Raw genomic sequence first — 21,718 nt, forward strand, 5'->3', positions numbered from 1 at the left:
ATGGTAAGAGTCAATAATAAGACTTATGTCAATTTAAAAGCGGTGTATTATGGGAAGTCCACGTTTACGTAAGCAATTTGAAACGTTATTTGAACGTTATCACAGTGAGTCAGCCAGTGTTCAAATCGATGAGATTGCAGATTTTCTATGCTGTACTCGGCGTAATACTCGAATGGTACTTAAGAAAATGTCCGATGAACAATGGATCACTTGGGCTCCTGCTGTTGGGCGAGGAAAATTTTCAGCATTAACTTTTCTATCCACACCAGAAAAGCTAAGTGTTGATCTTGCAACTCGTTGTTTGGAAGAAGGAAAACTTGATGTAGCGTTAAGTGTATTAGATGGAAACCAAGATGCACTGCTAGAATTGATTCACAAAGTGCTTGGGGTCTCTCATGAAAAAGGCAAACAAATTGTTAAATTGCCATACTATCGTCAACTTCACATATTAACACCATCATTTGCCATTCGTCGTTCTGAGCAGCATTTAATGCAGCAAATTTTTAATGGGTTAACACAATGGAATAAAAAAGGAGATGTTGAAGGGGATATTGCTCACCATTGGGAAATGTTATCTCCTAAGCATTGGCGATTTTATATTAGACCAAGCGTTAGTTTTCATGATGGAAAGGGATTAACCTTTGAAGACATAAGGGATACATTTCTAGCATTAACATCAAACTATATCTTTAGCCATATTACCGATATTACTAGCCCAAGTTTAAATGTAATCGATTTTTTTCTTACCAAGCAAGATCATCACTTTGACTCTAAATTAGCTCAATTTAATGCGAAAATAGTGCCAGTTTCAGCGCATGAAAATCATGATTATCATCGATATCCAATTGGCACAGGTCCATATAAAGTCAGCGAAAATACAGAAAAAAAACTAGTATTGATAGCCAACGAAAATTACTTTGGCTATCGACCTTTAATTGATTCTGTCGAGGTATGGACACTACCAGACATTGCACCTATCCAATTGAAAGTTGGTTTAGAGGTACATGAGGAGACCGAAATTCCATCTGTTGCTTATGGTGAGCAGGTTGATGTTGATAGAGGTTGTAGCTATATCCTGTTTAATCGTAAAACAGGCATTGCCAGTGATGATAATTGGTTGGCTTATTTAACCCAAACAATCACTCCTTTATTATTACTTAATGAACTGCAAAACTCTCATATGAATGGTATTGGGCTTTTTAATGCCTATGGGTTATTACCAGGATTACAGCATTGCCTTAATAAACCTAATCTTGGATTTATTAAACCCGAGAAAGGCAGTGTAGTAAATTTAGGTTATGAGAATGAGCACCCACTGTATCCTTTACTTGGGGCAATTATAGAACAACGGTTAGCAAAAGATGGAATTCGACTGAAAATTCGTCAGTTTGATACGCTAGAGCTATTGAGCACAGAGAAAACCAAAGGTATTGATATCTGGCTTAGAGGTATGAGTTTAGGAACGCAATGCCCAGAGGCTTTATTATCATGGCTATTTGCATTTAATGAAATAGAAAGGGTGATGCCAGAAGATGATTTTAACGTCGTATCTTCTCTTATAGAGGAATGGCAATTATCACCTCAACGCCATTTTCCAGTGAATGAAATATGTCGTTTTCTGGTTGATTGCGGTCAAGTTTCTCCTTTATTTCATGGTTGGATGGGGATAAGTGAAGACGCAAACAATAGCATTCAAAATGCCTCTTGTAATGGGTTAGGTTGGTTTGATTTTGAAACCGTTTGGATTAAACCTATTTTAAAGTGATAATATCAAAATAAAGCCATTGTATGTCCTCAATGGCTTTTTTATCTTATTAATAGCTATGTATTAAAAGTTGTATATTAAGAGTAGTGGCTTAATTACTTTTGATAGAATGCACGAATAACTTGGGCTAATTCAGCTTTTATTTCAGTCGTGATTGGACATGGCGTTTTTTTTGGTAATACAGCTAACAAATCGGTAACTAAGCTTTTAATTGGCTCTGGAGATAAAGCTTCCCACTCACTTAATTTGTCTCGATTAATGTGTGAAGGTAAAGAACCTAATGTACCAACATCATTTTGATTATGGACAAGTAAGCCTGCTGTCGTTCCTTTATCGAGTGTTAATACCTGATAAAAATACAGCGTGTGATAATCCAATTGTTTCTGCTGTTGCGCCTCTGTTGGTTGTTCAATATTTACACTATGCAAGCTTAATAGATCAATATAAGTATCAATTACTTTGGTCGCAAATTGATTCGTAAATGCCGCACCATCTTCATTTTTAGGATTAAAGCCTTCTAAATAAAAGTGACTCACTCCTCGACGCTTATTCAGAGCGGGAATATCAAAATATTGGTTACCTAACTTAGCCCCTTCAGAATAATGATCTTTAGCTGCCACTTTCAATGTTTGGTCAAAATATTCTTTATCATCTTTATTAAAATGAGAAGGATTAAGGTCTGCCATTATTCTCCAATAACTGGAGCCATCTTTTAAGATTGTCAGACTATAATGCATATGAATAGATGGGGATAAAGGATCTTTTGGGTGAATAATTGTAGAGAGAGCTGTTGCACTATCGTAATGCTTCTCCGGTGAATCTTCATAGTGAATTTGAGATACATTAATAGAAGCGCGATTAAACATCCCACCTTCTACTGCTTCAAATCGAGTACCACCACCATGCTTTCCTTCGTCACGCAACCAATCAACAGATTTAAACGGCATTGTAGTGGATATGGAGTTATTGGTTAGTTTATCGCTACTGTTAGCAACATCAGTTAATTTTTCTTTAAAGCAAGACTGTAAATCAGTAAGTAGATGTAATGCATCTTGAGCTAGTGAGTTTTGAGCATACGTTCGCATGAAAGATCCTGTATCAAACAACAAAGGGACGAAAAGAGGCAAAATAATTGCTAATTAAGTGTAAAATAAAGCCTTTGTAGATAGCAACTAGAGAACTGAATATTTAATGGCTAAACCTAATAAAAAAGGCCCTAGTAAAACAGTACTAATAACTTGTTCAAAATGTAGAGCTTTGCTTTATAAATATAGGAAAGGAGGTAAAGGAGGGTTAGTAAAGTGTTTTATTGAACGAATCGTTGAAGATCATACAAAAGTCACGTGCAGATGCCCAGGGTGCGGAATACTTTTTGCAAGAGAAGTCTTAATCAGAGGAATCCCTGCCTATAAGATGATTGGTGGGAAAGTGATGATGAAATAAAATATTCGTATTCGTTGTGATTTATAATATACTCAATCAATTAGGCTTTATTTCAATTGGTTGTAAGGGTATGTGTTGATAAGTAGTCGATCTTTGTGTGTTTTCTTTTTATTCTTCAGTTTATCGTCACACGCGACGAGTTTAGCTGATAAAATCGACGGTTTTAAAAAGGCATTTAAAAAACAAGATGCTGTCGAGATTTATGATATACGTTATATACAAAAAGAATACCCAACTGTATTATTATCACCAGATACCTTACTGCCACAGACCGCTTCTTATCCTTTCAAGCAATTGCAGCAACTTTATGATACGGCTAAAACTTGTACTGGCCCTTGGCCGGTGAGCCCACTGGTTGGTGAGCCATTAGTTTTAACTCGAGCTATGTGCAAGGGACTACGCTTACCGACAAGTTGGTTTGCTCGTTCAGGTATGATTCACCCTGGAGGTGGTTCTTATGCTTATCGTTATGTTCAAAAATACCCAAATAGAGCAGCATCTCTTGAAGCTTATATGCATATAAAAGAGCGTCCCATTGCCCCTAAGGGTGGATTATTACATCATCTTCAAAAGATGGATGATAATGCAATTCGTGCAATCATTAGTGGCTCTGATACCATAATCGCTGATCAACTATTATGGATAAGGAAAGGCAGTCGATATTATTTATATTCGATGGAGCTAAAGCAAAGATATCTTGATAAATATGATTTAGAGATCACATCTTTTGAACAAAATGCGAATTGCTATGTCAGAAATGGCAATGTGTGTTGGCAAGAAGAGAGTAATTCACGAACATTATTTTATATTGTACTATTTTTAGTCTTTGCTAATTTATCACTCGCTATTGGTTGGGGGATATCTCAGTGGAATAGCAGAAGACGAGAAATGAAAAGTCGAATGCTAGTACTTCAAATCTTAACTCATGAATTACGTACACCGATTGCCAGTTTAGGGCTAACGGTTGAAGGATTTAGAAGGCAGTTTGAAGCTCTACCTGAATCCTTATATGATGAATTTAGAAGGCTGTGTGAAGATTCGAGACGATTACGGCAATTAGCTGAAGCAAGTAAGGATTATTTGCAATCAGAAGATAAAGGGTTTTCCACCGAATGGATCCCTTCAGTAAAAGAATGGCTAGGCTATCGCTGTATGGAATATTCACAGCCAGTTGAGTTTAGAATTAATAAAGATGCAGCTATAAAAGTAAATATTTATTGGTTAGGCAATTGCATTGATAATTTAATAAATAATGCTCATAAATATGGCATACCACCAGTTATATTGAATGTAACTATAAAAAACAAACATTTAACAATTGAAGTTATTGATAAAGGACAATTAACGAAGTCGAGTTGGAAAAAGTTAAAAACCCCTTTTGTGAGTGAAGCAGGTTTGGGTTTAGGCTTGACTATTGTTGAATCAATGATAGATAGAATGGGCGGGACGATGACACTTCAAGGCCCCCCAACGACCTTTATTTTGGAGATACCTTGTGAAACAGACAATCCTACTTGTTGAAGACGATAAAAATTTAGCCGACGGCCTTATTGTGAGCTTAGAAGAAGCAGGATACCGCTGCTTACATTCAGATAATGCTACTAATGTATCTTCTTTCTGGGCCGAGGCGGACATTGTTATTCTGGATCGCCAACTACCAGAAGGTGATTCACTAACTTGGCTACCTCAATGGAAGCAGATTAAAGATATTCCTGTTATTTTGCTAACCGCTCTAGTTTCTATCCGAGACAAGGTGACAGGCCTTGATACAGGTGCAAATGATTATTTAACTAAACCCTTTGCAGAAGCTGAATTACTTGCACGGTTACGAGCACATTTACGCTCACCAGAAGCCGATGCAAATGATCAGAAAACAACATTAGTCGTAGGAGGGTTATCAATTGATACCTCGACAAGAGATGTATTTAACTCTGAAGAAAAGGTTATTTTAACCAGAACTGAATTTGATTTATTGTTATTTTTAGCATCAAATTTGGGTAAAGTTTTTACTCGTGATGAGTTACTTGATCAGGTATGGGGCTATAATCACTTTCCTACCACGCGCACCGTTGATACTCATATTTTACAGTTACGTCAAAAAATAGTAGGTATTGAGATTGAAACCTTACGTGGTGTCGGCTATAAAATGAAAGCGTAATACTTATGACTTTAAAGCGAAATGTTATCACTTTTATAGCAACGTGCTGTTTTACTCAAATAGGCGTTGCAGCTTCTGTTGATTGGTTTAATGAACAATCAGCACTATATAGTGCGCATAAAGAATTTCTTGAGGGTGATGCATTAAAGGGATTTTCGACTTCAATAGAAGTGCTTCAAAGTTCGAGTGATAAAAATATAAATCAGAACGTAGATAAATTATTAAATGCCGCAATCTCAACAAATTGTGGGCGAGATTTATCTACTGTAGTGGTGCCAAACTGGTTAAATGCAGTCAGTATTCAGCGAGTTATTGTTCAAAGTCCTGGCCGCTTGCATCATCGATTTGTTGTTAAATTCGATAGTAAGAAATCAATCAAAAAATTGTCTTTTGTTAAATGGCCTGAAGACGAACAATTTACTAATCCATCGATTGGAAGAATACCGACTCAAGATGAAAGCATTACACAATATATTTATGCGAGTGAATCACTAAACAATCGTGTTAATAATGGATTATATAAATTAAAGATTACTGCAAATGATAAAGATAGAACACAATGGGAGAGTTGGATAATATTAACTAAGCCTAAAATTGAAATGAAAGTTGCTTGGTTAGGCAAAGAGAAATGGAAAACACATCAAACGGGCTTATTGAGATCAAATTGTCCATTGCCAGAGATGGCTGTTGGTGTTTATGATCATCAAGATAATGATTATATGAAACTTTGGGAAAAAACATATGAGGAAAAATTCCCTCAAAATTTGCCTGAAACTAATGTACTTCCAGGAAGTTATATATTGAGTGTGTCATTTAATCATAAACGTTTTCAAGGTCCTATCTCAATTCAAGAAATACAAGCCATTACCAAAGTCATCAATTTTGATGCTGAAGAAGTAGAGAGAAAGTAATGTTAGATTTACCAACGTTAACCCATGAAGAGCAGCAACAAGCGGTAGAAAAAATACAAGAATTAATGCGCCAAGGAGTAAGTAGTGGTGAAGCCATTAAAGTAATCTCAGATCAAATTCGTGCAGAAATTGCAAAGAAAGAGAAGAAATAAGCGATTTATAGCAACCTAAATCAGTCTGACTTATTCTGATAGAAATTATGACTAAACCGAGACCAATGTATCTCGGTTTTTTATTTATTCACCCTAATATTATCTATACGATGCAAGCATACATTTTAAAAATAGATAAAAAGGCTATTTATTTCTTAAAGTTAGGCGGAATATAGCCGATAATAGAAGTAACTATCTCGATTAGGTTTATAAAAATGAAACAGTGGATAAAAATTGGCTTACTTTCGTGCGCTGCAACAACATCATTACAATTACATGCAACCAGTTACAGTGTTGATGGTCGTACCGATGCAATGGGTGGTGCAGGTACAGCTTCTGCTGATTATCTTACTGGTGTTTTTTATAATCCTGCGTTAATTGCTATTTATAGTCGTAAAGATGATGCTGGTTTACTGCTACCGAGCGCAGGTGCTCAATATATGGATAGTGGTAAAATGGTTGACGATGTTGAGTTCATTCAAGGAGGCTTTGATAAATTACCGACTGATCCTGTTGGAGGGGCGGCAGATATTGAAGCTGGTTTATTAAGGCTTGATGGCGACGTGCTAAGTTTTAGTGCTGGTGGTGGTGCAGCAGTAGCTATACCTAATCGCTATTTATCTACTGCCTTTTATGTTAAAGGATCAGTAGAAGGATTAACCTTACCTGATGTCGAAGCATTAGGGGCAACAGGTAATGCACTTGAAATGGCTGATACCACAGCGATTGGAACGGTTGCTTTAGGTTTAATGGAAGCAGGCGTTGCATTTGCGGGCTATACTAATTTCTTAGGACAAAATATCACGCTTGGTATTACACCTAAATTCCAAAGTTATTTAACTTATACCTATGTAGAAGCCGTTAATAATTTTGATTTTAAAGATTATGACAAAAATAAAACCACAGGTAATGCGTTTAATCTTGATGTAGGTGCTGTATGGTTTTATGGCCCTTGGCGTTTTGCAGCGGCAGGTAAAAACCTAATTAAGCATGAAATAGAAACAACCTCAGTCAATGTTACTTTTAATAACTCGCAAGGTGCTGGAGACTGGGGTAATAAAACCTATCAATACAATTATGAATTAACACCGACCTATACCGCAGGTGTTGCCTTCATGATGAATTATTTTATTTTAACAGCAGATGTTGATCTTAATGAGCAAGAGCGTTTCATTGGCTTAGATGACAATGTTCAAATGTTTAGAGCCGGTGCCGAAATCGATTTGTTGTATCAAGTTCAATTACGTGGTGGCTATAAAACAGATTTAGCAGGAACGTATGATGATGCGTTTACCGCAGGTATTGGCTTCTCGCCACTAAATATGTTTCATTTTGATTTAGCTGCAATCTATTCTGTAGATTCGACTTATGGTGTTTCAGTCAATATGGCTTACGAATACTAAATCTGTAATAATACCGTTACGTTACCTTAATAAGATTGAAATTATGACAACTAAAGCAAAAATTGGCATTGTAACAGTTAGTGATCGCGCAAGCGTTGGTATTTATGAAGATATTTCAGGACCTGCAATTATCGCAACACTGAATGATTACCTAAAATCTGAATGGGAACCAGAATATGTGGTTATCCCTGATGAGCAAGATATCATTGAAAAAACATTAATTGAACTGACAGATGAAAAAGGCTGCTCTCTGGTTGTTACTACTGGTGGCACTGGGCCAGCAAAGCGTGATGTGACTCCAGAAGCAACTGAAGCAGTATGTGATCGTATGATGCCAGGCTTTGGTGAGTTAATGCGTGCAGAGTCTCTAAAGTTTGTTCCAACAGCCATTTTATCTCGTCAAACTGCAGGTCTGCGTAAAGATTCGTTAATCGTAAACTTACCAGGTAAACCTAAATCAATTCGAGAGTGTTTAGATGCCGTATTCCCCGCTATACCATATTGCATTGACTTAATGGATGGTCCATTTCTTGAGTGTGACGAAGCTGTGATTAAGCCTTTCAGGCCAAAAGCAAAATAATAATTGTTAAAACAGTAAAGCCAGCAGAGTATGCTGGCTTTATTGTTTTAACATCCTTTTTCCTTACGCAGTTTTTTTAATGCTTTCTTTTCTTTTAACTTTTCTTTGTACTCTTTTCCTTCACTAAAGCTCAGCACTTTTGTTACGTGTGCTAACGTGGTATTTAGCGTTTCACATCGTTTAGATTGATGCATCTTATAATAAGAATTAACACTTTTTGCCAATAAAGTAGAAGAGAATAAATAAATTGTTAAAGCAACACATATCGTTAGTTTCATATAATTCAATTAATATTATTAGTGTGTATTTATCTTAACTGATTCTTTTTATCAATAGGGAGCAGATTAAGCATGTTAGAACTATGATTGATATTTAAGCAAGTTACGCTGTTCATCATTGAGTTAATGTTAGTTAGATCACCTTGTTTACCAATTGTAAAAAAAATAACAGACGGTATAGTGTACTTTAAGTTATACTTCTGTTAGTTAGGTTAATTGGCACTAAAATATGAAGCACACACGATTATTCTTTTACATCACATTATTTTTTAGCTCACCGGTAGTTTTAGCATCAATAGATCCAGATCTTGATGCTCTTATGTCAATGAGTTTAGAAGACTTATCAATGCTAGAAGTTAATGTGACCAGTGCTTCAAAGCGAGAGCAACATATTAGCGATATTCCTGCTGCTATCTATGTAATTTCTAATGAGCGGATCATTCGTTCTGGTATGAAAACCATTGCAGATATCCTTTCTCTTGCTCCAGGCATGGACGTCAGTCAATTTAATGAATCGAATGATATTATTTCAGCTCGAGGCTTTCATGATGGCTTATTTAATAAAATGCTAGTAATGATTGATGGACGAAGTGTATTTAATCCTATTTATGGTGGGGCATATTGGGAAGATATTGATTATGTCTTAGCTGATATTGAGAGAGTTGAAATTATTAGAGGCCCTAGTGGAACTATATGGGGAGGGAACGCTGTAAATGGCGTCATTAACATTATTACTAAATCCACAAGTGATACATTAGGTAGTTATGGCCAAATTGCATATGGTCAACATGGATATAAAGAAGTTTCAGTTCGTCATGGATTGCAGTTTAATGATAGTGTAACAGCAAGAGCATTCTATAAATCAAAAGAGGCTTTTTCTGTGATCGACGAGTATCAAAAGAATTATGATACTGATGAATATAATACAATATCAAATCAAACAGCAGGGGTTAAGTTCCAACTTGAAGAGGGCAATCAATCTTGGACTTTTTCATTTGGTGGTGAGAAATCTGAGCAATATTATGATTGGCTTACAATTGATTTAAGTGATCCAGTAAGAACAAGAACCGATTCATTTAAAAATGTAAAAAGCTCTTCATTTTATAGTCAAGTGACTCATCATGCCGATTATGAAGAATCACAATGGCAAACTAATTTATGGTACTGGCATGATTATGATAACTCTTCTGATGCAAATGGAGAATTCAACGCCATTGATTTAGATACAGTGCTTACTGTTGACGTTACACCATCAATAACGGCATTATTTGGTGGTGGTGTTCGATATGTAGATATCCAATTACAAGATGGAAACGAATATGATCATAGTAATATTGATTATTATAATCGCTTCTCTGACGACTCTAGTTTATACGATACAGTGAGTAACCTTTATACTCAATTTGATATTGAAATAACTGAAAACTTGTCAGCTCAAATAGGAATTAAAGCTGAATATTTTACACTAAATGATTCTTTTGAAGTCTCTCCACAGTTTCGCTCTCTTTACCGTATTAATCAAAAGCAAAAATTATGGTTAGGCATTGGTCGTGCGGTTGTTTCTCCTTCTTACTTTGAGCAAAAATCTACCTATTTTTCAGTGTATCTTACTGAATATGATGACTATCAATATAATGATGGTTTAAATATTTATTTACCTAATGAAAATCTTAAAAATGAAAATGTCGTTACATTCGATATCGGTTATAGATATGAACATTCAAAGGTGAACTTTGATGTAACGGGATATATAAGTAAGTATGAGCATGTTAGAGGAACAGATTATACGGGATATGTAGTTGATAATAATGGCTATGAATATCTGTTTTATGACACAAATGATGATTATGATGCGACAATTTACGGCGGAGAAGTTGCAATAGAGTGGCATATTAATTCAGTTCTTAAAAACTATACTAGCTATAGCTATTTTTCATTTTCACAGAAGCGTGTTGAAGGAGATCTAGCCGTACCTGATTCTGATGATTATTGGGAAATTGATCACCAAAATATGCTGTCTAGCCAATTATTATGGCAATTAAATGAGCACATTCAGTGGGATTTTATACTAAAATATAAAGATATTGACTATAAAGATAAAGGTGTGGATATAGATAATTTAGTATCATTAGACACAAGAATTGGTTGGAAAAAACATAAGAGTGCACCATTGGTCGAGATTATTGTGACCAATATTGGTATGTCGAATAAATGTGAGTTAACAACGTATACTTTTGACGGTTCATGCCATGGTTATCAAACCGAGCAATCAATCTATGGTAAGGTGTCTTATGAATTTTAATTGGCTAAAGTCATTCTTTGTTGCTTATCTTTGCTTTTTTTCTAGTAGTTTTGCAGTTGAAGCTGCTTATCAACGACATCAGTTAGAAGCCGTCTATATTTTTAGAATAGCTAACTTTATACAGTGGGGAGAAGAGAAACGCTCAGAACTCACTTTCTGTGGAGATAAACAAGATCCTGTCGTACAAACATTGATTGTCATTAGTAAAAATAAAAAAATTCAAGGGCAAAATGTTAGTGTTAAACCTCAAGAGAAATCTATATTAAATTCTGAGTGTAATATATATATAGCAAATGAAAATACGTCTTCTTTTTTCTTAAAAAAACTTAATAAAAATACACTTACAATTAGTAGTAAACCTAATTTTACAAAAGAGCTTGGGATGATTGAGTTAAGGCTGGTACAAGGTAAAGTGAAACCAGCGATTAATTTAGATAATTTAAATAATGCCTCGTTCAAGATTAGCTCTCAACTGCTTCGTTTATCGATCATTGAAGGGAGTAATCACTAATGAAATGGATAGAAAGAGCTTCTTTACGTCAGCGATTATCAATACCGATCATTGTGTTTACGATGGTGTTATTTATTCTTTTCCAAGGTTATAACTATATAAGTACCTATCAAATTCAGAAAGATAATCTTATTAATCGAATTAAAGTACTAACAAACGGTGTAAGTGTAAACCTGCAAGCAGCATTGCTATTTGATGATGAAATAACCGCACAAGAAGTTCTTAGTGCATTTAGCGTTGATGCTGAGATTTTGCAAGCTCGATTACTAAAAAGTGATGGTTCAGTGTTTGCAGAATACCACCGAAACGGGATAATAATGAAAGCCCCAAGTCTTGTTTTACAAGAGGAAGTTGTCATTAATGGTTTTGCTATTGGTGATACAGCGATCTATATTTTGATCCCTGTAACATTAAATAATGAACAAATTGCTAAAATACGATTAGTTGTATCAAAACAAGAATTAACACAAATGAGGAATAAAACCTTACAGATATCTTTTTTCATGTTTGGATTAATTATTGTTTGCGGTTATCTATTTATCTTAAAAATTCATCAATGGATTATTACTCCAGTTTCAAAGTTGAACCAAGCAATGCAAGGTATTATAACCAAAGGTGAATTTAATGTTAGACCTTCAGTGATAACGCACGATGAGTTGGGTGATCTTACTTTATCATTTAATAAAATGGCAGATAAACTTGAAGAGCGACAAAAACAGTTAAATATTGTTTTGGGGAAAGTTGAGCAAGAAAGAGATTTTGGTGAGCAAATCATTACTGCCGTTCAACATGGTTTATTTGCAGTAAACAATCAAGGTAAGATACTTCTTTCTAATGATGCGTCAAAAAAATTATTTCCTCAAACACTAAACCTTCCACTTAAAGATTCTTTGCTTTCTGACATCATAAAGCCTCTAGAAGAAAATATGCTGTCTATGTTAGTTGAAACCAGTACTGAAGTTGATGACTTATTAATTCATACTAAAGATGGTGTTGCATTGCAGATCACGACTCGGAGTCTATCTAACAAAGAACAGTTATTGTTATCTGTGGTGGATGTGACAGAAGCAATAAAGAGCCGAACTCAACAAAAATTAGCAGCGAATGTATTTAAAAATAGCCAGGATGGTGTGCTGATTTTTGATGCAGATGGCAGCTTAACATTAATGAATCCTGCATTTACGGCTATTTTTGGTTATGAATTAGAGGAATTAATGAAGTTATCGATGAAAGAGTTGTTTGATGGGCATCATTTTAGTACATCAACAGATCTCATTACAGAATCTATATATCGATTCGGCCAGTGGCATGGCGAAGTATTAGAAAAAAATAAACTTGGTGAAGAGCTGCCACTTTATGTTAAAGCAAGCAAGATAATTGATGATGAACAAACAGGTCAAGACAGCTATATTTTCATTTTTACGAACTTATTTGATGTTAAAGAAAAAGAGCGCTTAGATTATCTAGCTCACCATGATTCATTAACAGGCTTACCAAATAGGTCAAAATTTTATCAAATAGTAAATAAAACCCTTGCTGTGAATAAAGATTTCTTTGGACAAATAGGGCTATGTTATTTAGATCTTGATGGCTTTAAAGCTATTAATGATAATTATGGTCATGATGCTGGTGATGAAGTACTGAAAGTAGTAGCGAAACGTTTGGAACATGCCGTGAGACAAGAAGATTTAGCTTGTCGATTAGCCGGAGATGAATTTGTACTTTTTATCAACGCAGTACAAAGTATAGAGCAATTAACGATGCTATCTACACGAGTAATAGAGGTGATTCAAAAACCAATCTCGTATCAGAATGAGCGGCTATCAGTAGGCATTAGTATAGGTATTACTGTTGCCCAATATAGTGATGAAAAAGACATCGATGTTTTATTGAAAGAGGCTGATAATGCAATGTATCAAGCAAAACTTTCAGGTAAAGGACAGTTCAAATTTTACAAACTATGACAATTTTTTTACAAAATTGATTTAAATCTATTTACCTAATTTGATTTGATGTTATATTAGTCGCGTTATTTACTTTTACAGAAATAGGATAAGTTTAATGGAAATTTTATTATTAGTTGCTTTTGTTATCGCCGGTGCAATTATGGTAAAAAAAGAAAAATCAGAGCAACCAAAATAATATAGATAACCTTTTTTTAACAATTTTATATCTATATAGGCCAAGATAAATAAAGCATTTATCTTGGCCTTTTTTCTATCTGAGTTAAGAGTTAAGAGTTAAGTGCATTTCAGCAACACCATCTTCCATTTGTATATCAATAGAAAAACCAAAATGCTGCGCTAAACCTATCATCCCTCTATTTGATGGCATTGTCATTCCAGTCATAAATTTTATTCCTTGATTACGACAATAACGGATGATCTTCTCCATTAATATTTTACCTAACCCTAATCCCTTAAGATCAGATCTTACTAAAATTGCAAATTCGGTATTATTTTTATGAGGATCAGATAAGGCACGAGCAACAGCAAGAATAACTTCTTCATTATCAACTCTTTTAGTAGCAACAAAAGCCATTTCACGGTCATAATCAATTTGAGTGAAATTAGCTAAGGCTTCGTGGTTAAATTCACCTACGTCAGAAAAAAAACGTTTATATAAATCTTCGTGTGATACCTGTGAAATAAATGCAGCATGTTTTGGCTCATCTTCAGGAAGAATAGGACGAAGTAGTACTGAAGAGTGGTCTTTTAACTCAGCATATTCTTCTAATTCATTTGGATAAGGTCGAATAGCTAAACGCTTATGTGCATCACCAGAAAATGATGATAGCTTCATTGAAGAATCAATAATTGTTAGGTCTGAGCCTGAAATTAATAGTGGGTGAATATCAAGCTCAATAATTTCTGGACAATCAAGTATCATTTGAGAAATTCGAACAAGGAAGGCACTCAAATCAAATATACTCATTTTATTTGGTGAATTTCGATTGTGAATAATATCTTCTTTGATTGCGTATTTTATTAAATTTTCAGCTAATGCCATATTAAGTGGCGGTAGAGCTACGGCTGCATTATTGTTAAGATCCCATTCAGAGCCGCCTTCACCTAAGAAGATCACAGGCCCAAAGACAGGATCTTGACACACCTTAACTCGTAACTCTTGAGCTCCGGATCTCAGAGCCATTTTTTGTACACTTAAGCCTACGATCCTAGCAGATGGATAACTGATCGAAACTCGATCAATAATAGATTGAGACGCCTGAATTACTTCTTCTTTCGTATTTAAGTTTAACATCACCCCTTGCACATCTGACTTATGAGCGATATCTGGAGATCTCAGTTTTACTACAACAGGGTAACCAATATTTTCAGCTACATATCCTGTTTCAACGGGTTCTTCTGTTATCCAGGTATCAAGAGTATTAAAACCATAGCACGAGTAAAGTGTTTGTGTTTCGTGTGTATCTAATTCAACCAGATCCTCAGAAACGCAGCTATCTAGCCATTCTCTTGCTTTAATCGCATCATCTTTATTGATATGCCCTGATGAGACGGGGGTTTCAATTAAGAGCTTTTGATTGCGATGATATTCAACCAAATGAAGAAAAGCAGATACAGAGCTTTCTGGTGTTCTATAGGTAGGTATAGAGGCTTGTGTAAACAATAAGCGGGCTTCTTTTGAAGAAGCTTCTCCTGACCAATTAGTTAATATAGTAAACTTCAATTTACGTTTGTGGTTTTTGATTAATTCTATAAGTTTTGATGCGGTTTGTGTAGAATTTGAGACCGCTGATGGACTATGCATTATAAGGATGGCATCGCAATCATCGCTGTCTAAAAGTGTATTGACAGTCTCGCAGTATCGCTGCTCATTTGCATCTCCACCTATATCAATAGGATTAGCATGAGACCAATTATGCGGTAATATCTGATTTAGCTTTTGAAGGAGAGGGTCAGTTAATGATGCTAATTTACCTCCTTGTTGCATTAAGCTATCGACAGCCATAATTGCAGGGCCACCACCATTTGTGACTATCGCAAGTCGGTTACCTCTAAATGCAATAGGATGGGCAAGAGTTTCTACTGCTGCAAATAATTCATGAGTATTTGATACTCGTAACATACCTGCACGCCTTATTGCCGAATCATAGACAGCATCTAAGCTTATTTCGCCATTAGTATGAAGCTGTGCCGCTTTACTTCCTGCCACTGAACGACCACTTTTTACAACTAAAATACGTCGGTTACGCGCAGCCGCTCTAGCTGCAGACATAAATTGACGCGCATCCTTTATTGAATCAATATAAAGTAATATTGCATCAGTTTTAGAGTCGGTACAAAGAGCATCAAGCAATTCGCTAAAATCTATATCAATACCATCGCCTAAAGATATAAAAGCAGAAAAACCAATATTTTTCTCTTTTGCCCAATCTAATATAGTCGTACATACTGCTGCTGATTGCGATATAAAAGCAATATTTCCTTTATTAGCCTCAATTGGTGAAAAAGAAGCGTTAAGGTTTAGCCAAGGAAGTATTATGCCAAGGCTATTAGGCCCTAGTATTCTCATATTATATTTTTTGGCAATACACGCTGCCTCAAGAGGTAAACGCTCTCCTGAGTCATTAAAATGAAGGTTCATATCTGAAGAAAGAATAATTACTAGCTTAACGCCTTTTTCACCTAACTGTTCTAAAATCTTAATATTTTTGATTGCAGGCGTACATAAAATAGCAAAGTCAGGCGTAATTGGAAGGGAAGGTATATCACTGTAGGCTAATATGCCGCACACAGAATGATAAATTGGATGAACAGGCATTATTGGCCCAGTAAATTCCCCTTCTAAAAGATTGCGCATTACAATATGTCCCGCACGATCAGAGTGAATTGAAGCTCCAATCACAGCAATAGAGCGAGGTCGTAGAAGTTGTTGTAAATCAGACATTGCAGCTCCTTTAATCTTCAGATAAGAATAAGATAACTGAGTATGGATCATTTACCTTTGTTAAATTGATATAAACAGAATCCAGCGCACAAAAACACATTAATTATTGGTAACAGTACACAAATCAGAGACTAATTGTACGGTTACTTAGGTTTAGACTTGATTGTGATTAACATCAGGTGCAAAATTAGAGAATCAGTAGGACCATAAATGTGAATTAAAATGAAAAGAATCATAACTATAACGCTAACCGCGCTGCTAGCAGGGTGTACTAGTAGCTCGTATACAACAAACATTACAACAGAATCTTCTGAAGAGGTTTATCAAGTCTCTCAAACTATAGAGCAAGAAGTTACCACTTTTGAAGAAACAGAACTCACCGCAGAAGTTGAAAAGCCTGTGGTAAAACTTACACCAGAAGAAACAGTAATGGTTAAAAGTTCAGAGTCTGAGATTAAGATCCTACCACCAACTCAAAAACAAAAAGAAATGCATAACCGCTATGGTTATACACTTCAGATTTTAGCTTTAAGTCGTAAAACGGACCTTTCCTCATATACAGGAAAGCTTCCTAGTGATCAGCCTGTATGGATGAATAGAAAAACAGTTAATAATATGCCTTGGTATACCATTTTATACGGTGACTTCGCTACACCTGCAGAAGCACGTAAAGCGATTCATCGACTACCTGCTGAAATTCAAGCATATGGTCCTTTTGTCCGTAGTATTAACAGCATTAAAAGCTCAGATAACCCAGAGCTACATAAGTTAAATTAATTTGAATTGGTGCACATTCCCGTGCACCAATTATTTCCTATAGTGATTAGCATGACTCATATCCTTTTACTTTGTGGCGGTGGCGGTACCGAACATGAAGTTTCATTAGTATCATCAAAATATATTTATCAGCAATTGTCTGAACTAAATACATTTCAAATAACTCACCTAGAAATTAAAGATAATGGCTGGTTTCAAATTGATTCAGACCTAAAATATGAATTACGTTCTGATAAATCATTAGTTTGCGATAATGTTGAATGCGGCCGTATAGATTATGTTATTCCTTGCATTCATGGATATCCAGGTGAGACAGGTGACATTCAATCTATGTTGGATATGCTTCACCTTCCTTATTTAGGCTGTGGTGCTGAATCAAGTACAAACAGCTTTAATAAAATCACTTCAAAATTGTGGTATGACGCGCTTGATATTCCCAATACCCCTTATCTATTCTTGACAGAAAATAATGAAGATACACATGCTTCAGCATTATCAGCGTTTAAAGAATGGGGTGGATTATTTGTTAAAGCGGCTTGCCAAGGCTCATCCATTGGGTGTTACAATGTAACTTCTGAGGATGAGTTAGAGAAAGCGATTAATGATGCTTTCGGGTTTTCTCAACAAGTACTTATTGAAAAAACAGTGAAGCCAAGAGAGTTGGAAGTTGCAGCCTATGAAATTGACGGCAAGCTATTTACAACCCCTCCAGGAGAAGTTATTGCTCCTGATGGTGTTTTTTATACTTATGATGAAAAATACGGTAGTGGTAGCCATTCAACAACCACATTAACGGCAAGCAATTTATCTGATGAACAAATTAATTTGATCGATAAATACAGCCAAAAAGTATTTAAACAAATGAAATTAAAAGATTTATCTCGCATCGATTTTTTCTTAACAGAAGATAACAAAATTTATTTAAACGAGGTAAATACTTTCCCTGGAATGACACCAATCTCAATGTTCCCTAAGCTATTAGAGCATAATGGCGATTGTTTTAAAACATTCCTAGAGAAAGCAATTCTTAACGCTCTCAAATCATAAAATTATTAAAAAGACATATCAAAGCCTGATTATCTAATCAGGCTTTTTAGTTTTGAAAAGCTGCTTTTGTTGTTCTGAGCGTTCAATATTGCCTATATATTGATTTGGCATTGCAGGGCTTACCCAACGTCCCATAGCTTGAATTTCATGGATTGAATATCCACTTTTTGACAATTCTTTTGTTGCACCAACACGAGCAGATAAGCCAGAAAAGTGTACTTCGAGATTAAGTAATTCATTTGCTCGACGAAAAATACGATAAATGGATGAGTCGTTGAGCTTCTTTTCTGATACATTTTGATGACGATCTATAGCTCTAAATAAATAACCATCAAAGATCAGTGAGGTATTCAACCATTTAGCTAGCAATAGGCCAGTCTCGTGTGATAATGGATAATAGTTTTGTTGAACTTGGATCATATATTTACCTGACTCATCAAAGCAGATATCTTTTAATTGCAACTCTCTGAGCTCACCACGTTTAAGTAATAGCTCAAACATTACATGCCAAATAGCTAAATCTCGAATATCTTTCAATTCATCAGATAGAGCTAACTGAAGAGCTAGTGTTTCTAGCATATTTACCGTAATACCTTCAGTCTGTTTACTATCATCTTTCTTATCTATTTGAATTTTTCCTAATGCCGATTTCACTTGTGCAGTTCGTGTTGGATCTTTAAAACCAAATGCAGAGTGAATATGAGAAATAGAAATTAATGAGCGCTTAATAGAAGCTAATTTTTTCTCTTTTGCTTGTTTCTCTATAAAAATACGAATAGCAGTGGTCGACGCAGGTAAAGCAATAACTTGATGTGTCTGGCAAAATACAACAAAGTTAACCCAATCATTTTTAAACGAGATCAGACTATTGTCAGAATACTGCTTTTTCAAATACGATGATAAGGTTTCTACATCAAGTTCACTTGTAAGGAAAAGGCTTTTGTCCATCTCTAATACACCATAACTATTCTAATCTTCTTAACTATAACACATTGTATAAAAACGTAAATATGGTCACAAAATCGAAACTTTTAACTAGAATAATTGAATAAAATAATGAATGCTTATTAAGTGTCTATAAAGTATATAAGTAGTAGTATGCAGAAGTCATTATACAAAGGTTTTTTCATAGAAAATAAGACAGGAGTTCCTGATGATTGGAAGGTCTTAATAAAAAACAAAGTGTTACACGGTCACTTAAGTGCCATCAAAAAAAGCATCGATTGGTGGAGTGAAACTGGCACGATTATCAAACCTAAGGTTTTTGGTGATATGGGTGAAACGGAGGTGAATGATAAAAAAAGTAAAATTCAAATCGATAATCACCTCGGTTTCTTGATTAAGAACGATACAGGTGAACCTAAAGAATGGTATTGCATGTATGATGGAAAATTACTTAAAGGTTTTTTACCTTCAATAAAATCCTTTTTGGATAAACACGAAAAATAATTTACAATTCACCATCATTTAAAAGCGAGATTAATTATGTCTTTAGTATATTCAACCGATATTGGCCGCATTAAACAAGAAGAAGTAAAACAAGAGCGTCCAAAAGGTGATGGTATTGTTCGTATTCAACGTGAAACTAAAGGCCGCAAAGGCAAAGGTGTTTGTGTTGTTACTGGGCTCGATATGGAAGATGCACAACTTAAGCTACTAGCTGCACAACTTAAAAAAGTATGTGGTTGTGGCGGCGCAATTAAAGATGGCAACATTGAAATCCAAGGCGACAACCGCGAAAAGATTAAAGAATTTTTAACTAAGCAAGGCCATACGGTCAAACTAGCCGGCGGTTAATCTAAAGTATAAATCAGGCTAATAATTACACGATAAATACGAAGTATTATTTAGTGATTATTAGCTATTTTATGGTAAATACGATTATGGTTAAATTACTTGTTATTGAAAGAATCAACAGTGAGGGGAAGAAGAATCATGCGGTCATTGAGCATCACCAAACCCTATTTAACATAAGATATATAATGCGCACTAGCGTATTAATTTAATTCTACGAGCTTTCCTATCTATCAGATAGAAAAAACGCCCATTCCTACAAATACATTGAACACTCATAAACAAACCTCAACACGTTTAAAACCTATCTTTAATGCAGACTCACAAGCAGCGTCAATCGTTTTATAAACACGGTCACCGCCTCTCTGAGTCTGAAGAACATACTTATCAATTAAAAGGTTATAACCAAAACCTAAAGGATTAATCACAACCTTCGCTTTTTTCAACGAACCTGCATCAAACAACATAATCAAATCTTTAATTTGCATAATCATTTCTCCATTTTGATTGATAATCATAACACGAATTTGACTAATCAAATATTAAATTTGATTGCAAGCATCACATAACTATATTAAATCCACACCCAACGCTTCAATGCCAGTTTTTGGAGCTGCTATCTCACCGCACGTTATTAAACCAACGTATTCGTTATAACTAATCTCATAAAAACAATCTGTCATTTTTTTAAACGTATAACCGAGCTTTATCAAATCATGCTGATTAACTGAAAATAACTTGTTTATTATTTTCATAAACATCTATATAAACTCTATAAAAATTTAAAGCAGAATCTGGAATGTCATCATCTCGATGACTTGCTCTTACAAATTGTTTAGATTGGCCTGTAACGAAGAAAGTAAATTTTTCTAACGGATGAACTGGCTTCTTAAAATCAACTTGGTCTATTTTATCTTTAGTCGCAACTTTAATTTCAATTTGCTGTAGTTCTGGAGTCTTAACTGCTATCTCTTTCTTATCTTTAAAAATAATAAACAAAACTAAACAAAATGCGATTGAAAACATAATACCCGCGCCAATAACTGGCCAACGCTTCCACAACGGAGTTATATCACCTGCCAAATCTTCAATTACTGCACTATTTGAAGCCGTATGACTTTTGTAAAATTTAAAATAATCAGGCTTATATTTTCTAATTGATGTATTTACAACTTCACCAGACACGCCTTGTTTAACTTTTCTTGTATATGAAGTTTGAGATCCAATTGCTGTATTTTTCTGACAAATATATTGAATCTCAATCATATCTCGAATGTCTTTGTGCATTTTCCTAACATTCTGAGTTATCAAAGTAATATCAATACCGTAATGCCGATGCAAGGAATAAAACTCTAATATCTTAGAGTCTAACTTCTTATTAGGTAGCACCATGTGACATTCATCGACTACATATAATGGCGCTTGACCTTGCTCATTTTTCCATTCGTCAAGATAATCCTCATGCTTAGCAAAGGGTCTATCCATAGACCCGAAATCATTTAACTGACCATCGACAACCTTAATTAGTTCAAGAACCTCAGCACCAAATATCTGAACAAACATATCAAGCTGCAAAGGTAGATTAGTAATAACTTTTCTACCACGTTCTAATGCAGGCAAGATATGAAAAGCGACGGCTTCATAACTTTTACCGCCCCCTGGTCTTCCGGTTATTACATTAATCAT

General features: G+C 35.1%; 21 protein-coding genes. 15 read left to right on the forward strand and 6 right to left on the reverse strand.

The features are described 5' to 3' along the window. The first annotated feature begins 49 nt into the window (after window positions 1-49). A complete protein-coding gene (locus tag ACU5DF_RS01595; RefSeq protein WP_446711547.1) occupies window positions 50-1,765 on the forward strand; it encodes an SgrR family transcriptional regulator in 1,716 nt (571 codons plus the stop codon). 95 nt (window positions 1,766-1,860) lie between these two features. Here ACU5DF_RS01595 and ACU5DF_RS01600 read toward each other — a convergent pair whose 3' ends face one another. Continuing rightward, entirely contained in the window at window positions 1,861-2,850 is a 990-nt protein-coding gene (locus tag ACU5DF_RS01600; RefSeq protein ID WP_446711548.1) for a coproporphyrinogen III oxidase, read from the reverse strand. Between the two features lie 106 nt (window positions 2,851-2,956). Here ACU5DF_RS01600 and ACU5DF_RS01605 point away from each other — a divergent pair, with 106 nt between their 5' ends. The 7 genes from ACU5DF_RS01605 (at window position 2,957) to mog (ending at window position 8,412) form a co-directional block, all read left to right on the forward strand. Beyond that, window positions 2,957-3,208: a hypothetical protein gene (locus ACU5DF_RS01605; RefSeq protein ID WP_446711549.1), complete on the forward strand. Its 252-nt coding sequence runs from the start codon at window positions 2,957-2,959 to the stop codon at window positions 3,206-3,208. A 75-nt stretch (window positions 3,209-3,283) separates the two neighbouring features. Beyond that, window positions 3,284-4,729 (forward strand): sensor histidine kinase VxrA, encoded by a 1,446-nt coding sequence (vxrA, locus tag ACU5DF_RS01610; protein ID WP_446711550.1) that lies wholly within the window; start codon window positions 3,284-3,286, stop codon window positions 4,727-4,729. Continuing rightward, the gene (locus tag ACU5DF_RS01615; protein WP_045103885.1) at window positions 4,704-5,366 is read left to right on the forward strand and encodes a response regulator transcription factor; all 663 of its coding nucleotides are present in this window, start codon (window positions 4,704-4,706) and stop codon (window positions 5,364-5,366) included. Before vxrA ends, ACU5DF_RS01615 begins: the two co-directional genes overlap by 26 nt. A 5-nt stretch (window positions 5,367-5,371) precedes the next feature. Further along, window positions 5,372-6,277 (forward strand): DUF2861 family protein, encoded by a 906-nt coding sequence (locus ACU5DF_RS01620; protein ID WP_080889861.1) that lies wholly within the window; start codon window positions 5,372-5,374, stop codon window positions 6,275-6,277. Beyond that, a complete protein-coding gene (locus ACU5DF_RS01625; RefSeq protein ID WP_080889862.1) occupies window positions 6,277-6,429 on the forward strand; it encodes a YoaH family protein in 153 nt (50 codons plus the stop codon). The genes ACU5DF_RS01620 and ACU5DF_RS01625 overlap by 1 nt, the downstream gene beginning before the upstream one ends. A 215-nt stretch (window positions 6,430-6,644) precedes the next feature. Further along, a complete protein-coding gene (locus tag ACU5DF_RS01630; protein WP_045103886.1) occupies window positions 6,645-7,832 on the forward strand; it encodes a conjugal transfer protein TraF in 1,188 nt (395 codons plus the stop codon). Window positions 7,833-7,875: 43 nt separating this feature from the next. Further along, window positions 7,876-8,412, forward strand: a complete 537-nt coding sequence (mog, locus tag ACU5DF_RS01635) for a molybdopterin adenylyltransferase (protein ID WP_446711551.1) — start codon at window positions 7,876-7,878, stop codon at window positions 8,410-8,412. Between the two features lie 47 nt (window positions 8,413-8,459). On the opposite strand, the gene ACU5DF_RS01640 is transcribed toward mog, so the two are convergent. Beyond that, window positions 8,460-8,690, reverse strand: coding sequence for a hypothetical protein (locus ACU5DF_RS01640; protein ID WP_045103888.1), 231 nt, complete (start codon window positions 8,688-8,690; stop codon window positions 8,460-8,462). Window positions 8,691-8,919: 229 nt separating this feature from the next. Between ACU5DF_RS01640 and ACU5DF_RS01645 the strand changes: the two genes are divergently transcribed. From ACU5DF_RS01645 to ACU5DF_RS01655, 3 genes are read left to right on the forward strand one after another with little or no spacing between them, the layout of a single operon-like run. Beyond that, the gene (locus ACU5DF_RS01645) at window positions 8,920-10,992 is read left to right on the forward strand and encodes a TonB-dependent receptor plug domain-containing protein (protein ID WP_446711552.1); all 2,073 of its coding nucleotides are present in this window, start codon (window positions 8,920-8,922) and stop codon (window positions 10,990-10,992) included. Further along, window positions 10,982-11,503 (forward strand): YfiR family protein, encoded by a 522-nt coding sequence (locus ACU5DF_RS01650; protein ID WP_446711553.1) that lies wholly within the window; start codon window positions 10,982-10,984, stop codon window positions 11,501-11,503. Before ACU5DF_RS01645 ends, ACU5DF_RS01650 begins: the two co-directional genes overlap by 11 nt. After that, window positions 11,503-13,467, forward strand: a complete 1,965-nt coding sequence (locus ACU5DF_RS01655; protein WP_446711554.1) for a sensor domain-containing diguanylate cyclase — start codon at window positions 11,503-11,505, stop codon at window positions 13,465-13,467. The genes ACU5DF_RS01650 and ACU5DF_RS01655 overlap by 1 nt, the downstream gene beginning before the upstream one ends. 262 nt (window positions 13,468-13,729) lie before the next feature. On the opposite strand, the gene ACU5DF_RS01660 is transcribed toward ACU5DF_RS01655, so the two are convergent. Next, complete coding sequence (locus ACU5DF_RS01660) at window positions 13,730-16,414, reverse strand: bifunctional acetate--CoA ligase family protein/GNAT family N-acetyltransferase (RefSeq protein WP_045103892.1); 2,685 nt, start codon at window positions 16,412-16,414, stop codon at window positions 13,730-13,732. A 222-nt stretch (window positions 16,415-16,636) separates the two neighbouring features. On the opposite strand from ACU5DF_RS01660, the gene ACU5DF_RS01665 reads away from it, so the two are divergent. Then, window positions 16,637-17,191: an SPOR domain-containing protein gene (locus tag ACU5DF_RS01665; RefSeq protein WP_446711555.1), complete on the forward strand. Its 555-nt coding sequence runs from the start codon at window positions 16,637-16,639 to the stop codon at window positions 17,189-17,191. A gap of 51 nt (window positions 17,192-17,242) precedes the next feature. Beyond that, window positions 17,243-18,238, forward strand: a complete 996-nt coding sequence (locus ACU5DF_RS01670) for a D-alanine--D-alanine ligase (RefSeq protein WP_446711556.1) — start codon at window positions 17,243-17,245, stop codon at window positions 18,236-18,238. A gap of 33 nt (window positions 18,239-18,271) precedes the next feature. Here the strand turns inward: ACU5DF_RS01670 and ACU5DF_RS01675 are convergent, their stop codons facing one another. Beyond that, the gene (locus tag ACU5DF_RS01675; RefSeq protein ID WP_446711557.1) at window positions 18,272-19,186 is read right to left on the reverse strand and encodes a tyrosine-type recombinase/integrase; all 915 of its coding nucleotides are present in this window, start codon (window positions 19,184-19,186) and stop codon (window positions 18,272-18,274) included. A 150-nt stretch (window positions 19,187-19,336) separates the two neighbouring features. Here ACU5DF_RS01675 and ACU5DF_RS01680 point away from each other — a divergent pair, with 150 nt between their 5' ends. Together ACU5DF_RS01680 and yciH are read left to right on the forward strand one after the other, a co-directional pair. Next, window positions 19,337-19,687, forward strand: a complete 351-nt coding sequence (locus ACU5DF_RS01680; RefSeq protein WP_045103895.1) for a DUF3319 domain-containing protein — start codon at window positions 19,337-19,339, stop codon at window positions 19,685-19,687. A 36-nt stretch (window positions 19,688-19,723) separates the two neighbouring features. After that, window positions 19,724-20,035 (forward strand): stress response translation initiation inhibitor YciH, encoded by a 312-nt coding sequence (gene yciH / locus ACU5DF_RS01685; RefSeq protein ID WP_045103896.1) that lies wholly within the window; start codon window positions 19,724-19,726, stop codon window positions 20,033-20,035. Window positions 20,036-20,307: 272 nt separating this feature from the next. On the opposite strand, the gene ACU5DF_RS01690 is transcribed toward yciH, so the two are convergent. After that, window positions 20,308-20,520 carry a hypothetical protein gene (locus ACU5DF_RS01690; RefSeq protein WP_446711558.1) on the reverse strand — a complete coding sequence of 71 codons (213 nt, stop codon included), beginning with the start codon at window positions 20,518-20,520 and terminating at the stop codon, window positions 20,308-20,310. Between the two features lie 235 nt (window positions 20,521-20,755). Next, the gene (locus tag ACU5DF_RS01695) at window positions 20,756-21,718 is read right to left on the reverse strand and encodes a zonular occludens toxin domain-containing protein (RefSeq protein ID WP_446711559.1); all 963 of its coding nucleotides are present in this window, start codon (window positions 21,716-21,718) and stop codon (window positions 20,756-20,758) included.

This window comes from Aliivibrio wodanis, from assembly GCF_052920805.1.

What these genes read in the sequence shown, in the direction of transcription:
- ACU5DF_RS01665 (WP_446711555.1), top strand. Translation starts at nt 16,637, where the DNA reads ATGAAAAGAATCATAACTATAACGCTAACCGCGCTGCTAGCAGGGTGT.
- yciH (WP_045103896.1), top strand. Translation starts at nt 19,724, where the DNA reads ATGTCTTTAGTATATTCAACCGATATTGGCCGCATTAAACAAGAAGAA.
- ACU5DF_RS01690 (WP_446711558.1), bottom strand. Translation starts at nt 20,520, where the DNA reads ATGCAAATTAAAGATTTGATTATGTTGTTTGATGCAGGTTCGTTGAAA.
- ACU5DF_RS01680 (WP_045103895.1), top strand. Translation starts at nt 19,337, where the DNA reads ATGCAGAAGTCATTATACAAAGGTTTTTTCATAGAAAATAAGACAGGA.
- mog (WP_446711551.1), top strand. Translation starts at nt 7,876, where the DNA reads ATGACAACTAAAGCAAAAATTGGCATTGTAACAGTTAGTGATCGCGCA.
- ACU5DF_RS01595 (WP_446711547.1), top strand. Translation starts at nt 50, where the DNA reads ATGGGAAGTCCACGTTTACGTAAGCAATTTGAAACGTTATTTGAACGT.
- ACU5DF_RS01625 (WP_080889862.1), top strand. Translation starts at nt 6,277, where the DNA reads ATGTTAGATTTACCAACGTTAACCCATGAAGAGCAGCAACAAGCGGTA.
- ACU5DF_RS01650 (WP_446711553.1), top strand. Translation starts at nt 10,982, where the DNA reads ATGAATTTTAATTGGCTAAAGTCATTCTTTGTTGCTTATCTTTGCTTT.
- ACU5DF_RS01695 (WP_446711559.1), bottom strand. Translation starts at nt 21,718, where the DNA reads ATGATTAATGTAATAACCGGAAGACCAGGGGGCGGTAAAAGTTATGAA.
- ACU5DF_RS01620 (WP_080889861.1), top strand. Translation starts at nt 5,372, where the DNA reads ATGACTTTAAAGCGAAATGTTATCACTTTTATAGCAACGTGCTGTTTT.
- ACU5DF_RS01600 (WP_446711548.1), bottom strand. Translation starts at nt 2,850, where the DNA reads ATGCGAACGTATGCTCAAAACTCACTAGCTCAAGATGCATTACATCTA.
- ACU5DF_RS01605 (WP_446711549.1), top strand. Translation starts at nt 2,957, where the DNA reads ATGGCTAAACCTAATAAAAAAGGCCCTAGTAAAACAGTACTAATAACT.
- ACU5DF_RS01670 (WP_446711556.1), top strand. Translation starts at nt 17,243, where the DNA reads ATGACTCATATCCTTTTACTTTGTGGCGGTGGCGGTACCGAACATGAA.
- ACU5DF_RS01675 (WP_446711557.1), bottom strand. Translation starts at nt 19,186, where the DNA reads ATGGACAAAAGCCTTTTCCTTACAAGTGAACTTGATGTAGAAACCTTA.
- ACU5DF_RS01660 (WP_045103892.1), bottom strand. Translation starts at nt 16,414, where the DNA reads ATGTCTGATTTACAACAACTTCTACGACCTCGCTCTATTGCTGTGATT.
- ACU5DF_RS01630 (WP_045103886.1), top strand. Translation starts at nt 6,645, where the DNA reads ATGAAACAGTGGATAAAAATTGGCTTACTTTCGTGCGCTGCAACAACA.
- ACU5DF_RS01655 (WP_446711554.1), top strand. Translation starts at nt 11,503, where the DNA reads ATGAAATGGATAGAAAGAGCTTCTTTACGTCAGCGATTATCAATACCG.
- ACU5DF_RS01645 (WP_446711552.1), top strand. Translation starts at nt 8,920, where the DNA reads ATGAAGCACACACGATTATTCTTTTACATCACATTATTTTTTAGCTCA.
- ACU5DF_RS01640 (WP_045103888.1), bottom strand. Translation starts at nt 8,690, where the DNA reads ATGAAACTAACGATATGTGTTGCTTTAACAATTTATTTATTCTCTTCT.